The organism is uncultured Georgenia sp., assembly GCF_937958535.1.
Lineage (GTDB): Bacteria > Actinomycetota > Actinomycetes > Actinomycetales > Actinomycetaceae > Oceanitalea.
The window spans coordinates 1-12,195 of sequence record NZ_CALGNQ010000143.1; the positions used below are offsets into that span (position 1 = coordinate 1).

Below are 12,195 nucleotides of genomic sequence, written 5' to 3' on the forward strand. Positions count from 1 at the left end.
CCGCTGTCGTTCTGGAACGACGCGATGGCGCCCTACACCGACGACGAGGGCTGGGGCTGGCAGGGCGGGTGGACCGTGTTCTACTGGGCCTGGACGGTGACCTGGTCCCCGTTCATGGGAATCTTCGTCGCGCGCATCTCCAAGGGACGCACAATCCGGGAGTTCATTCTCGCCGTCCTCTTCGCCCCGTCGGCGTTCACGCTCATCTGGTTCTCCGTCTTCGGCTGGTCGGCGCTGGAGATCGACGGGATCGGCGGCGACGGAGGGGCCATCTCCGCCGCTGTCGCGGAAAGCATCCCCCTCGCGATGTTCGAGTTCTTCGAGAACTTCCCGGCCACCACACTCGTCCAGGGATTCGCGATCGTCATCGTGGCCATCTTCTTCGCCACGTCCTCCGACTCGGCCTCCCTGGTCGTGGACATGCTGTGCACCGGTGACGGGGACGCCGGCCCCGTCCGGCAGCGCGTGTTCTGGGGCGTGTCGGAGGGTGTGCTCGCGGCACTCCTCATCGTGCTCGCCGGGGAGACCGGACTCGAGGCACTCCAACAGGTCATCACCGTGGTCGGGTTGCCCATCTTCATCCTCGTCTTCGCCATGGCCTTCGCCCTGGCGCGCGGGCTGCAGCAGGAACGGATCCAGCGGCTGCGCATCGTCGCGCCCCCGCCGGCGCCGTCGGAGGAGGAGGTCACCCGCTCCCGCGACCAGGGCGACGACTGACCGAGCGCGTCGATCGCGCGGGCGTGCGACGCCTGACCCTCCGCGGCGTGGTTCGGCGAGCACAGGCCAGGGCCGCACGCGATGTGACGGGAAGCGTCCGAGGTCTCGAGTGGGCCCGTGGCGCCTGAGACCGCGCACGGGTGTGGCTCGGCCGCACGCCCGCCGGGTCGTGGAGGTTCGGCACGGCCCCTTGTGGCCCGCCCACCGGCAGGACGACCCTTGAGCCATGGCACTCCCCCTCGCCCGGGCACGCGCCGAGTTCGCAGGCACGGCCGGCTACCTTGCCGCCGCCTCGATGGGGCTGCCCTGCCGCGGCACTGTCGCCGCGCTCCAGGAGGACCTGGCGGCCTGCTTCGCCGGTGAGCGCACCCCGGCCGACTACGACGCCGCCGTGGCCGCCGGCCGTGCGCTGTACGCCCGGCTGGTCGGCGTCGACGTCGAGGACGTGGCGGTCGGCTCCCAGACCTCGGTACTCGCCTCGGTCGTGGCCGGCTGGCTACCCACAGGGTCGCAGGTGCTCACGGTCGAGGGTGAGTTCACCTCGATGACCTACCCGTTCCTCGTCCGCCCGGACCTCAGGGTGCGGGCGGTGCCGATGGTGGACCTGCCGAACGCGATCCGCGACGGGACGACGCTCGTGGCCTTCAGCTACGTCCAGTCCGCCACCGGGGACGTGGCCGACATCGAGGCCGTCGTGGACCAGGCCCGGCGACACGGCGCGCGCACCTTCTGCGACGTCACGCAGGCGGCGGGGGTGCACCCGGTGGACGCCGGGCAGCTCGACATCACCGTCTGCCACGCCTACAAGTGGCTCTGCGCCCCGCGCGGCGCGGCGTTCCTCACCGTGTGCGAGGACCTGCACGAGGAGATCCGGCCGGTCCAGGCGGGGTGGTACGCCGGGCGGGACGTCTGGACCTCGATCTACGGGCTCACGCCGGACCTGGCGCCCGGGGCGCGCCGTTTCGACGTGTCCCCGGTCTGGTCGGCCTGGGTGGGCGCCGTGCCCGCCCTGGAGCTGTTCACTGCAGTGGACGTCGCCGAGGTGTGGCGGCACAGCGCCGACCTCGGGGCCGCCACGCTCGAGGCGCTCGGGGAGCCCGTGCGCCGCCAGGCGATCGTCACGCTCGCCGACCCCGACGGCGCACGGCTGCGGACCCTCGCCGCAGCGGGCGTGCGCGCGAGCGGTCGCGACGGGCGGCTGCGGCTCGCCTTCCACCTGTGGAACGACGAGGACGACGTCGAGCGGGTCGTCCGCGCCCTCCACCCGACGGGGTCGACCACCTGAGGCCGGCAGGGACGACCACCCCAGGACGGGCCCCGACCGCCGGGAGTCCCCGCGCGCTCCACACCCACCCGCCCCGCCCCCCCCGCCCCCGCCCCCCGGCCCCCGGCCCCCCGGTCCCCCCACCCCCGGCCCCGGTCCCCCACCCCTCCCCATCGATCGGTCAAAGAACGTCCGTTCACGACCCGGGAAGGAACGTTCACTGACCGATCGATTCGAGGTGACCCGGCAGGTGCGCCCACAGCCTGGCCGGCTACCGGTGCGTCGGGCGACGTGCCCCACCTCCACCGCAGCCGGGCGACCTGTCCCCACCTCCACGCAGCCGGGCGACCTGTCCCGTCCGTCACCCGCCCGGCGTCCAGCCGCGTTCGAGGAGCGCCTTCCTGATCTTGGTCAGGACGGCGCGTCTGCGTCCGCCCCGGTGGTGCTTGTTCACGCGGATCACGCGGTAGCCCTCCTGGGCGAGGTCGTCGAGACGCTCGACGTCGCGCGCATACTGTGCGTCGTCGGTGCGGTGCTGCTCGCCGTCGTACTCGACGACGACCTTGTACTCGACGAACACGAGGTCACCGATTGCGATGAGCCGCCCATGCACGTCGTGGATGGCGACGTTCACGCCGGGCTCGGGGAGCCCGGCCTCGAGGATGTCGAGCCGGAGCTCGGTCTCCGGCGGGGAGTCGGTGCGGGGCCGCACGAGCTCGAGCGCCGCCACGAGCCGGCGCTTCCCGCGCCCGCGGAACGCGACTACCGCAGCCTCGAGCTCCTCGCGGGTGGCCCACGGGTCATGACGCCGAACCAGAGCGTCACCGAGCACGACGAGCTCACGCACGGTCAGGTCCGTGGCAAGCTGGCACCAGGCGCCGACGGGGTGCACCACCCGCAGCTCCCCGTGGCGGACCACCTCGACGAGCGTCGTGTCCACACTGTGCCCGAGCATCCCGGCTGCACGGGGCGCGCGTCCCGGTCGCGGTGAGGCGACGTGAACCGCTGCGGTTCGCAGCCGTGCCGGCAGCGGCAGACCGAGGAGATCGACGACCGTCGCATGGGAGAAGAACTGGTCGGGACGCATCCGGGCCGCGGCGGCGTGGCAGCGGTCGGCCACCGTGTGCAGGGAGCCGGCCTGTGCCCGGACGGCGTGGAAGGGAGCGACGAGGTCACGGCCGCGGAGCCGCTCCGCACCGACACCGGCATCGCGGGCTGTCCTGACGTGAAAGGGAGCAGCAACGAGGCCCGGCGGGAGCGGACCGGGTGGTCTGGGCATGCACCGAGGGTGAGCGAGATCGGCCGATGACCTGCGGTGGCCGGACGTGCACTGGGGACACCGGGCGACGACCGCCCTCCCGTGGAGCAGCGCAGCCCATCTGTCAGGAAGTGCCCTCGCCCTGCTCGGACTCCACAGGCGGGAGAGATTCCATCGGTCAGAGAACGTCCGTTCACGGGTCGTGAACGGACGTTCTCTGACCGATCAGCGGTCGGCCGGGGGCCGGCGGGGCAGGGCGGGGCGCCGGCGGGGCAGGGCCGGGCGCCGGCGGGGCGGATGAGGCGAGTGCTAGGGCAGCGGTGAGGCGAGGGTGGCCGCGCGGGCGAGGAGGAAGTCCTGCTCGGCGGTGTTGCTCGTGGCCCGCGCGGCGACGGTGTACTCGGCGGCGGCCTCCTGCGCCCGTCCCAGTCGGCGCAGGAGGTCGGCGCGCACGGTGTGGAAGGGGTGGTAGCCCGCGAGCGGCAGCGCGTCGACCGCCTCCAGGGCGGCGGCGGGACCGTGGACCTCGGCCAGCGCAACCGCCCGGTTCAGCGCCACCACCGGCGTGGGTTGGAGGGCGAGGAGTGCGTCATAGGTCGCCAGGATGCTGCGCCAGTCGGTGTCCGCGGCGGTCGCAGCGGCGCCGTGGACCGCCGCGATCGCCGCCTGCAGCTGGTAGGGGCCGGGTCGCCCGCGGCGCAGGCACTGCCGGACGAGCTCCTGCCCCTCCGCGAGCAGCGACCTGTCCCACCGCGTGCGGTCCTGCTCGGGCAGCGGGACGAGGGCGCCGTCGGGGCCTGTGCGCGCTGGGCGCCGTGCCTCGGTGAGCAGGAGCAGCGCCAGCAGCCCGCGGACCTCCTGCTCGTCGGGCATGAGCGCGAGGAGGACGCGGGCGAGCCGGACGGCCTCGGCGCACAGCTCGACCCGGGCCAGGGCATCTCCCGAGCTCGCGGTGTAGCCCTCGTTGAAGACGAGGTAGACGACGGCGAGCACCGACCGCAGCCGGTCGGGCAGCTCGGCGTCGTCGGGGACGCGGTACGGGATCCGCGCGTCTCGGATCTTGCCTTTCGCCCGCACGAGTCGCTGCGCCATCGTCGCCTCCTTGACGAGGAATGCGCGGGCGATCTCCGCGGTGCTCAGGCCGCCGAGCAGCTTGAGGGTGAGCGCCACCTGGGCCTCGGTGGACAGCGCCGGGTGGCAGCAGGTGAAGATGAGGCGCAGCCGGTCGTCCGGCACGGGTCCCACCTCCTCGGCCTCGTCGCGGACGTGGAGCAGCGCGGCCTGGGCGTACCGGTCGTGGCGGGACGCCTCGCGTCGCAGCCGGTCGATCGCCTTGCGACGCGCGGTGGTCATGAGCCAGCCGGCCGGGCTCGGCGGGAACCCGGCGGCCGGCCACCGCTCGAGTGCGGCGACGAAGGCGTCCTGGGCCGCCTCCTCGGCGAGGGTGATGTCGCCGAACCAGCGGACGAGGACGGCCACGACCCGGCCGTACTCGGCGCGGTAGACCGCCTCGACGTCCACCGCGGTCAGCCCTCCTGGAAGGGCCGCACCTCGATTGCCAGGGGCGCGACCGCCCGGGCGAGCCGTCCGCCCCAGTGGAGGGCGGCGTCGAGGTCGGGGACGTCGATGACGGTGATGCCGCCCAGGTGTTCCTTCGCCTCGGCGAAGGGCCCGTCGGTCGTGACGACGTCGTCGCCCTGCGCCCGCAGCACCGTGGCGGTCGTGGGGGCGTGCAGGCCACCCTCGTAGACCGAGACGCCCTGGCGGCGCATGTCCTCCTTCAGCGCGTCGACCTCCCGCATGATCGGCTCGAGGAACTCCGCGTCCGGGAACTGGTCCATGGTCTCGCCGTAGGGCTGGTAGATGCTCAGCAGGTAGTGGCTCATCGGGTCCTCCGTGATGCGTCGCACCGTCCGTGTCGCGGTGCTCTCACTCTCTGTACGAACGGGACCGGCCGGATTCGACACCGCCCGTCAGCGGATCCGCACGGAGCGGTCGTACCAGGCGAGGACGGCCTCCGAGCCGAAGGGCCACAGCGCCTCCAGGCCGCGGGCGGCGCTCCTGCCGAAGGTCGGCATCCCCGGGATGCTCGGCCCGGACGAGACGGTGCGCACCGGGGCGTCCTCGGGGAGGGCGGCGAGCCGGCGGGCGGCGGTGATCCCCTCGTGGAGGTGGCCGAGCTCGTCGACGAGGCCGTTGTCCCGTGCGTCCCGCCCGCTCCAGATCCGGCCTCGCCCCAGCTCGTCCACCCGCTCCGGGGTGAGCCTGCGGCCGGTGGCGACCCGGTCGACCAAGCGGCGGTAGGCCTCCTCCATGAGCTTCTCCGCCCACGCCCGCTGCGCCGGGGAGAAGGGACGGTGCGGGCTGGTGAACAGGGCGGCCTCGCGGCCGACCGTCCCCGGGTTGACGCCGTGGCGCTCCTCGAGGCGGGTGAGCACCGGCTTGCCGACGACGACGCCGATGCTGCCGGTGATCGTGTACGGGCCGGCGACCACGTGGTCGGCCTGGGCCAGGACGTAGTAGCCGCCGGACGCGGCCACCTCACCCATGACGGCGACCACCGGCTTGCTGGTGCGGGCCACCGCCCGGCAGATGACGTCGGAGGCCAGCGCCGAGCCGCCGGGCGAGTCGACGTACAGGACGACCGCCCCGACGTGCTCGTCCCGCTCGGCCCTGCGCAGTGCCGCGACGACGGTGTCCGCGCCCGCCAGCGGTCCGGGGACGACCGGGAGAGGTGGCGTGCCGCGGGACCGCCCCGAGACGATGGCGCCGACGACGGGCACGACGGCGACGCCCGCGGCCCTCCGCCGCGTCAGCGTGGGCCGGTCGGGCAGGAGCAGCTGCACGGTGCGCGGCCAGTGCTGGTCCACGACCGAGACGATCTGGTCGTCGTAGGCGACGCGGGTGACCAGCCCGGCGTCGAGCAGCTCGCGGGCGCTGGTGAACCCGGCGTCCAGGACCGTGTCGGGGGCGCCGACGTCGGCGAGCCAGCTGCGTTCGGCCGAGTCGAGGTAGGCGGTGAGCTGCTCACGCTCGTACTCGTCCATCCGCTCCTCCGAGAGCGGGGTGAGGGCGGTCTTGTACTCGCGGATGCGCAGGTTCTCGAAGGTGATGCCGTGCCGGGCGAGGAAGGCGCCGAGGAAGACCTGCTCCGCGGCGAACCCCGGGAGCGACACCTCCGCCGACTCCGGCGCGACGACCTCGTGCAGCTGGGCGGTGAGGAGGAGGCTGCGCATGGTCACATGGGGCAGGTACCCGACGACCCGCTTGTGGCGGGCGAGGCGCCCCAGGGCGTCACCGATCGCGCGGGAGGTGCTCAGCCCGGTGCGCAGCTCACCGACCCGGACGAGCACGCCGGTCAGCCAGTCGGCCCGGGCGAGCCGCACCAACCGCTCGGTGAGCGCCTCGAGGGTCTCGTCCCGCTGGAGGAGGGCCTGCACGGGACCGCCCGGGGCGTGGGCGGGGTACCCACCGTGGAGGTCGAGCACCACCCAGTCCGGGGCCTGGTCGGGGTCCCGGTCGCGGCCGACGGCCGGCCGCAGCGTCGCGCGCAGGAAGGCCATGGTCCACCCTAACCAGGGCTACCCGGCCGGGCGGACAGAGCCGGCCCACGTACCCGGCCTGCGGATTCCTCGGTACGCTCAGGGGCGCCTCCCCACCTCCACCGACGCCTGGACGGAAAGAGTCGTGACCCACCTCCCGCCTGACCACTCCTCGCCGAGCACGCCGCACGGACCGGGTGTCCCTCCCCCGCCCCCGGCGGCGCCGGGCGCCTACCCGCCCTACCCGCCGGCCCAGCCGTACGGAGCGCCGATCGGCGACGGCGGGTTCCCCGGTCCCGCCGTGCCGCCGCCGGCACCCGCTGCGCGCGGTGGCCTGCGCGGCTGGCACCTGGGCGTGGCCGCCGGGGCCGCCCTCGTGGTCGGACTGGGTGCCGGCGTCCTCGTGGGCGACGGTGCCGACTCCGCGCGCGTGGCGGAGCTGGAGACCCAGGTGAACCGCCTGGAGGACCAGCTCACCGCCCGGGACGACGAGATCGCCACGCTCGACAGCGAGCTGAACCTGGCTCAGCAGAATCTCGCCGCCGCGGAGGCGGCGGTCGAGGAGGCACCGGAGACGGAGTCGACGGCGAACGAGTCCGACACCGCCGACGCCGAGGACGCGGACGCGGACACCGACGCGGCCGATGACGAGACGGCCACCGGTGCGGAGTACACCGCCGGCAGCTACGTCTTCTCCGATGTCCAGGTGAGCGAGGACTTCGTCGGGGACTTCGACGTCCGCGTCCGGATGACCAACACCGGCTCCGCCAAGGACTACGTCGGGATCACGGCGACGCTCTTCGCCGACGGCTCCGTGGTGGGGACCGCGACCGGGCTGGCGTCGGGCGTCGCGGCCGACTCGACGATCACGATGGAGATGATCTCCCTGGACGACTACGTGGCGTGGGACGCCATCGAGTTCCAGGTCGACGCGGAGTTCTAGCGCTCAGGCCGGTCGGCGGCGTTCAGGCCGGCCGTGGGCGGTCGCGGAGCCGAGCGCGAGGAACACGCCCACACCACGCCCGGCCGCGCGTGCTGCCCGGACCTACGCGGTCTGCCAGAGCCCGACGACGTTGCCCTCGCTGTCCTTGAAGTACGCGGCGAAGCCCATCTCACCCACCGGAGACTTGTCTGCCACCACCTCGCCGCCCTGCTCGGTGACCCGCTGGAGCGTGGCGTCGATGTCGTCGGTGTCGATGACGACGACCGGGGCCGTGTTGGGCCCGCTGCGCGACGTCATGCCGCCGCCGATGTACCCCGGCTCGGTCGGCCCGGCCTCGCCGGTCGGGCCGGTGGAGACGCCGAGGTAGTCGAGCTCGGCCATCTCCTCCAGCTCCCACCGGAAGACGTTGCCGTAGAAGCGCTTGGCCCGCTCCTTGTCGTCGAAGGGGAGCTCGAAGTGGACCACTCGACCTGTCATGGGAACCTCCCGAGATGGGGCCGGCGACGTCGGCGGGACCGGCGGGCGTCGGCAGCGACGCCTGTCATCGTACGGCCGGGTGACGTTGCTCGCAGCCCCCTTTCCCCGCCGTGAGGGCGACCTAGCATGGAGATGTCGTGGCAGGTCGAGAAGTCGAGACGGTGTCCGAACAGCAGGAGCCCCGGAGGCCGGCAGCGCCCCCACCGGAGCGCCCGTCCGCCTGGCGCATCCTCGCCAGCGCCCTGGCGGCCATGACGACCACCGCGCTGCTGTCCACGCTCGGCGTGGCCGGGACGATCATCGGTGCCGCGCTGGCGAGCGTCGTCACCGTGCTCGCCAACTTCGTCTACAGCGCCTCGATCTACCACACGGCGGAGAAGGTGACCGCCGTCGTACCGGCGATCCGACGCGAGTGCGCCGCGAGTGACGACGACGCGGCCCCCGCCGACCACCCGGATGAGGCGCCCGGCCCGTCCGGTCCCGACCCGGACCGACCGTCCTGGGTCACGCGCCTTCGCCACCGGCTCGCCGAGGTGGTCCGCCGCGTCGGCTGGCGGAGGCTGCTCGCCCTCTCCCTGGCGGCCTTCGCGCTCGTCATCGGTGCTGTCACGGTCATCGAGCTGGCCGCGGGCAAGCCGCTGTCCGACGTCACCCGTGGCCGGGACGGCAGCGGGACCACCCTCTTCGGCGGGACCGCCCGCACCGTCGAACCGACACCGATGCCGACGCAGGCACCGGACCGGCTGCACGACCTTCCCGGCACCACCGGCCCCGCGGACGTCCCCGCTCCCGCGGACCCGGCCTCGCCCGACGTCCCCGGTGCACGCCGGGACCCCACCCCGGCGCCGACCCCCACCGCACCGGCCGCCCCCGACCCGAGCCCGGCGCCCACCGCTCCGGTCGAGGAGCCGAGCCCGGGCGGCACGCAGGAGCCGGCACCGGACGTCCCGGCCCCCGAACCGCCGCCCCCGGAGGACGGGGCGGGCGCAGACGCCGGCACCGGGCCGTCGACCTCCGACACCTCCGCCGGGCAGCCGCAGCACAGCCGCCAGGTGCAGTCCGGGGAGCAGGTGGACCCGCCGACCGGCTGAGCGGGCGCACGTCCGCCGGCGTTCCTCTCCCGCGCCGGGCCCGGCCCGCACTACGGTGTGGCCGTGTCCGACGACTTCCTCATCGCGCGGAACCCGGAGGCGGGCAGCACGCTGCCCTACCTGCTGCGGGTCCCGCTGGGCCCCGACGGCGTCGTGCTCAAGGCGCGCGAGACGTGGCCACGGACCGGGAAGGTCTACTGCCACCGGGCGGTGGGCTGGCCCCGGGAGCCGGAGATCGTCGAACGGGTGCCGGTGCGCTCGTGTGTGCGGCGGGGCGCGGCGATCGACCTCGTGCTGGACCGCAGCCGGGAGAACCGCTCGCAGTTCGTCCTCACCCGGGTGAGGGGCGGGCGGGAGGCGATCTTCTGGCAGACGGCCCGGACGGCGAAGCAGGCCCGCCCCGCGGTCGACCTCCCCACCGCGCGGGCCTCGGGGGTGAGCGAGCTCGAGATCGTCGTCGACAGCCACGAGCGGTACGCGTGGGCGTTCTCCCACCAGCAGGCGACGACGACGCGGCGGGCGCTGCCGGTGGGCGACTACGCGGTCGAGCTCGCGGGCCGGGTCGTCGCCGCGGTCGAGCGCAAGAGCCTGCCGGACCTCGTCGCGACGCTGACGAGCGGCCGGATGCGTTACCTCCTGGCCGACCTGGCGCGGCTCCCGCGGGCCGCCGTCGTCGTCGAGGACCGGTACTCCCGGGTGTTCGCGCTGGACCGGGTGCGACCCGCCGTCGTCGCCGACGCGATCGCCGAGTGCGCCGCGCGGTTCCCGCAGGTCCCGATCCAGTTCTGTGAGACCCGTGCCCTGGCCCAGGAGTGGACCTACCGGTTCTTCGGTGCCGCGCTGCGCGAGGAGACCGCACAGATCGGCTCCGATGAGCGCGTGGCAGAGCTGCCCGCCGCGGTGGCGCCGTCGGCGGCCGAGGTGCGCGCGTGGGCGCGGGCGAACGGGTTCGCGGTGTCCGACCGCGGGCGCATCCCGGCCGCGGTGCTCACCGCCTTCGAGAGGAGGCGGGCCTGAGATGACCACCCCGGGCAGCTACACCTTCGACGCCGAGCTGTGGCTGTGGGACGCCCGGCGCACCGACGCCTGGACGTTCGTCTCGCTGCCCACCGACGTCGCCGACGAGATCCTCGACCTGGCAGCGCCCTTCACCCGCGGCTTCGGGTCGGTCCGCGTCGAGGTGGCCGTGGGCCGGACGGTGTGGCGCACCTCGATCTTCCCCTCGAGCAGCGCCGGAACCTACGTGCTGCCGATCAAACGCGCCGTCCGCCAGGCCGAGGGGCTGACTGTCGGCGACCTGGTCCCGGTCCGGCTCACGCTCGTCGACCTCGGCGGGTGAGCGGCCCGCGCCGTCGGGTCCGCGCTACTTGATCGCGCCCCTGGTGACACCGGAGATCACCCACCGCTGGGCGACGACGTAGACGATGAGCAGCGGTGCCATCGCCATGAGGTAGGAGGCGAAGGCGAGGGTGTAGTCGGCGGAGAACTGGCCCTGGAAGACGTACTGGGCCAGCTGGATGGTCGCGGCGTCCGGGTCGGAGAGGATGACGAGCGGGAGCAGGAAGTCGTTCCATGCCCACACGCACGTGAGGATGCCGACGGTGGCGTTGATCGGGGCGAGCAGCGGGAAGACCACCCGCCAGAACACGCCCCAGGTCGTCGCCCCGTCCATCCGTGCCGCCTCCTCCAGCTCGGCCGGGATGGACCGGACGTAGGCCGTGTAGAGGAAGACGTTGAACGACAGTCCGTACACGGTGTACAGCAGGACCAGCCCGGCCTGGTTGTCCAGCCCGAGGATCGCCGCCTGCTTCGCGGCGGGCAGCATGAGCACCGGGAACGGGATGAACAGCGCGGCGATGAAGTAGTAGAACAGCGAGCGGAACAGGCGTCGGTGGAACTGGCGGGCGATGGCGTAGGCGACCATCGAGTTCGTCAGCAGCGTCAGGACGACGGCGCCGACGGTGATGAGCGCGGTGTTCAGCGCGCGGGCTGGGAAGTCGATGGTGCGCCACGCCTCGGCGAAGTTGCCCCAGGTCCAGTCGGTGGGCGGGGCGAAACCGGTGCCGCCGAGCTGCTCGGGCGTCTTCAGCGCCGTGACGATGGTGAAGTACAGCGGCACGAGCACGGTGAGCGAGAGGACGACGAGCAGCGCGGTGAGCCACCAGCTGACGCCGCCGGCGGGGCGGTGCCTGCGGCGCGCGCGCCGCGCCCGGCGGGTGCTCGGCGGGGGGAGGGTGACGGCGTCGGCGGACATCAGGCCCCCACCTCCTCACGGCGCAGGACACGCAGCTGGACGAAGGCGAAGACGATGATGACCACCATGAAGACGACGGCGTTGGCGAGCTGGTAGCCGAACTCCCCGCCCTCGAACCCGCCCCGGTAGATGAGCGCGCCGATGGACTCCGTCGCGGTGCCCGGGCCGCCGCCGGTCATCGCGATGATCTGGTCGAACACCTGGAGGAAGTTCTTCAGCGCGAGGACGAGGTTGATGGTGAAGAAGCCCCAGATCATCGGCATGGTGATGCTCCAGAACTGGCGCCATCGGCTCGCGCCGTCGATCGCGGCGGCCTCGTAGAGCTCGCCGGGCACGGTCTGCAGCCCGGCGAGGTAATGATGATCGTGAAGGCCGCCCCCTGCCAGACCGTCATGACGACGATCCCGAGCCACGCCCGCTCCGGGTCCGCGAGCAGCGAGGCGCTCAGGGCCTCGATGCCGAGCGCCTGCCCGATCGCCGGCAGGGAGAAGTTGAACAGGTAGGAGAAGACGTAGCCGATGACGAGGAGCGCGAGCACGTAGGGGATGAAGAACACCCCGCGCAGGGTGTTCTTCAGCCGGATGCGGGCGTTGAGGGCTCTTCACAATCGAGGGTGTAGCCGCGGCCGGAAGCCGCCGGCCTCGAGGAG

Annotated in this window: 14 protein-coding genes; 6 read left to right on the forward strand and 8 right to left on the reverse strand. The window is 73.3% G+C overall.

Annotated elements, in window-relative coordinates:
• The coding region (locus Q0195_RS07930) for a BCCT family transporter (protein ID WP_299276809.1) at positions 1–717 on the forward strand (717 nt) is incomplete at its 5' end.
• A gap of 226 nt (positions 718–943) precedes the next feature.
• A complete protein-coding gene (locus tag Q0195_RS07935) occupies positions 944–2,002 on the forward strand; it encodes an aminotransferase class V-fold PLP-dependent enzyme (protein WP_299276811.1) in 1,059 nt (352 codons plus the stop codon).
• Between the two features lie 340 nt (positions 2,003–2,342).
• Here Q0195_RS07935 and Q0195_RS07940 read toward each other — a convergent pair whose 3' ends face one another.
• The 4 genes from Q0195_RS07940 to Q0195_RS07955 form a co-directional block, all read right to left on the reverse strand.
• Positions 2,343–2,936 (reverse strand): DUF559 domain-containing protein, encoded by a 594-nt coding sequence (locus Q0195_RS07940; RefSeq protein WP_299276814.1) that lies wholly within the window; start codon positions 2,934–2,936, stop codon positions 2,343–2,345.
• Between the two features lie 612 nt (positions 2,937–3,548).
• Positions 3,549–4,760, reverse strand: a complete 1,212-nt coding sequence (locus Q0195_RS07945) for an RNA polymerase sigma factor (RefSeq protein WP_299276817.1) — start codon at positions 4,758–4,760, stop codon at positions 3,549–3,551.
• 5 nt (positions 4,761–4,765) lie between these two features.
• Entirely contained in the window at positions 4,766–5,125 is a 360-nt protein-coding gene (locus Q0195_RS07950; RefSeq protein WP_299276820.1) for a YciI family protein, read from the reverse strand.
• A gap of 87 nt (positions 5,126–5,212) precedes the next feature.
• Positions 5,213–6,802, reverse strand: a complete 1,590-nt coding sequence (locus Q0195_RS07955; RefSeq protein WP_299276823.1) for a S49 family peptidase — start codon at positions 6,800–6,802, stop codon at positions 5,213–5,215.
• Between the two features lie 124 nt (positions 6,803–6,926).
• On the opposite strand from Q0195_RS07955, the gene Q0195_RS07960 reads away from it, so the two are divergent.
• Complete coding sequence (locus Q0195_RS07960; RefSeq protein WP_299276825.1) at positions 6,927–7,724, forward strand: hypothetical protein; 798 nt, start codon at positions 6,927–6,929, stop codon at positions 7,722–7,724.
• Between the two features lie 102 nt (positions 7,725–7,826).
• Here the strand turns inward: Q0195_RS07960 and Q0195_RS07965 are convergent, their stop codons facing one another.
• Complete coding sequence (locus Q0195_RS07965; protein WP_299276827.1) at positions 7,827–8,201, reverse strand: VOC family protein; 375 nt, start codon at positions 8,199–8,201, stop codon at positions 7,827–7,829.
• 137 nt (positions 8,202–8,338) lie between these two features.
• Between Q0195_RS07965 and Q0195_RS07970 the strand changes: the two genes are divergently transcribed.
• The 3 genes from Q0195_RS07970 to Q0195_RS07980 all read left to right on the forward strand — a co-directional run bounded on the left by Q0195_RS07970 (position 8,339) and on the right by Q0195_RS07980 (position 10,631).
• A complete protein-coding gene (locus Q0195_RS07970; RefSeq protein ID WP_299276830.1) occupies positions 8,339–9,292 on the forward strand; it encodes a hypothetical protein in 954 nt (317 codons plus the stop codon).
• Between the two features lie 63 nt (positions 9,293–9,355).
• The gene (locus Q0195_RS07975; RefSeq protein WP_299276833.1) at positions 9,356–10,309 is read left to right on the forward strand and encodes a histone-like nucleoid-structuring protein Lsr2; all 954 of its coding nucleotides are present in this window, start codon (positions 9,356–9,358) and stop codon (positions 10,307–10,309) included.
• Position 10,310: 1 nt separating this feature from the next.
• Complete coding sequence (locus Q0195_RS07980; RefSeq protein WP_299276836.1) at positions 10,311–10,631, forward strand: DUF1905 domain-containing protein; 321 nt, start codon at positions 10,311–10,313, stop codon at positions 10,629–10,631.
• A gap of 24 nt (positions 10,632–10,655) precedes the next feature.
• Here the strand turns inward: Q0195_RS07980 and Q0195_RS07985 are convergent, their stop codons facing one another.
• Genes Q0195_RS07985 through Q0195_RS07995 form a run of 3 tightly spaced genes read right to left on the reverse strand, consistent with a single transcriptional unit; the run spans position 10,656 to position 12,102 of the window.
• Positions 10,656–11,546: a carbohydrate ABC transporter permease gene (locus Q0195_RS07985; protein ID WP_299276838.1), complete on the reverse strand. Its 891-nt coding sequence runs from the start codon at positions 11,544–11,546 to the stop codon at positions 10,656–10,658.
• Complete coding sequence (locus Q0195_RS07990) at positions 11,546–11,881, reverse strand: sugar ABC transporter permease (RefSeq protein ID WP_299276841.1); 336 nt, start codon at positions 11,879–11,881, stop codon at positions 11,546–11,548. The genes Q0195_RS07985 and Q0195_RS07990 overlap by 1 nt, the downstream gene beginning before the upstream one ends.
• A complete protein-coding gene (locus Q0195_RS07995; RefSeq protein ID WP_299276844.1) occupies positions 11,800–12,102 on the reverse strand; it encodes a hypothetical protein in 303 nt (100 codons plus the stop codon). The genes Q0195_RS07990 and Q0195_RS07995 overlap by 82 nt, the downstream gene beginning before the upstream one ends.
• Between the last annotated feature and the right edge of the window lie 93 nt (positions 12,103–12,195).

Coding starts and splice junctions, on each gene's coding strand:
- Q0195_RS07935 (WP_299276811.1), top strand. CDS start 944: ATGGCACTCCCCCTCGCCCGGGCACGCGCCGAGTTCGCAGGCACGGCC.
- Q0195_RS07940 (WP_299276814.1), bottom strand. CDS start 2,936: ATGCTCGGGCACAGTGTGGACACGACGCTCGTCGAGGTGGTCCGCCAC.
- Q0195_RS07950 (WP_299276820.1), bottom strand. CDS start 5,125: ATGAGCCACTACCTGCTGAGCATCTACCAGCCCTACGGCGAGACCATG.
- Q0195_RS07955 (WP_299276823.1), bottom strand. CDS start 6,802: ATGGCCTTCCTGCGCGCGACGCTGCGGCCGGCCGTCGGCCGCGACCGG.
- Q0195_RS07965 (WP_299276827.1), bottom strand. CDS start 8,201: ATGACAGGTCGAGTGGTCCACTTCGAGCTCCCCTTCGACGACAAGGAG.
- Q0195_RS07980 (WP_299276836.1), top strand. CDS start 10,311: ATGACCACCCCGGGCAGCTACACCTTCGACGCCGAGCTGTGGCTGTGG.
- Q0195_RS07985 (WP_299276838.1), bottom strand. CDS start 11,546: ATGTCCGCCGACGCCGTCACCCTCCCCCCGCCGAGCACCCGCCGGGCG.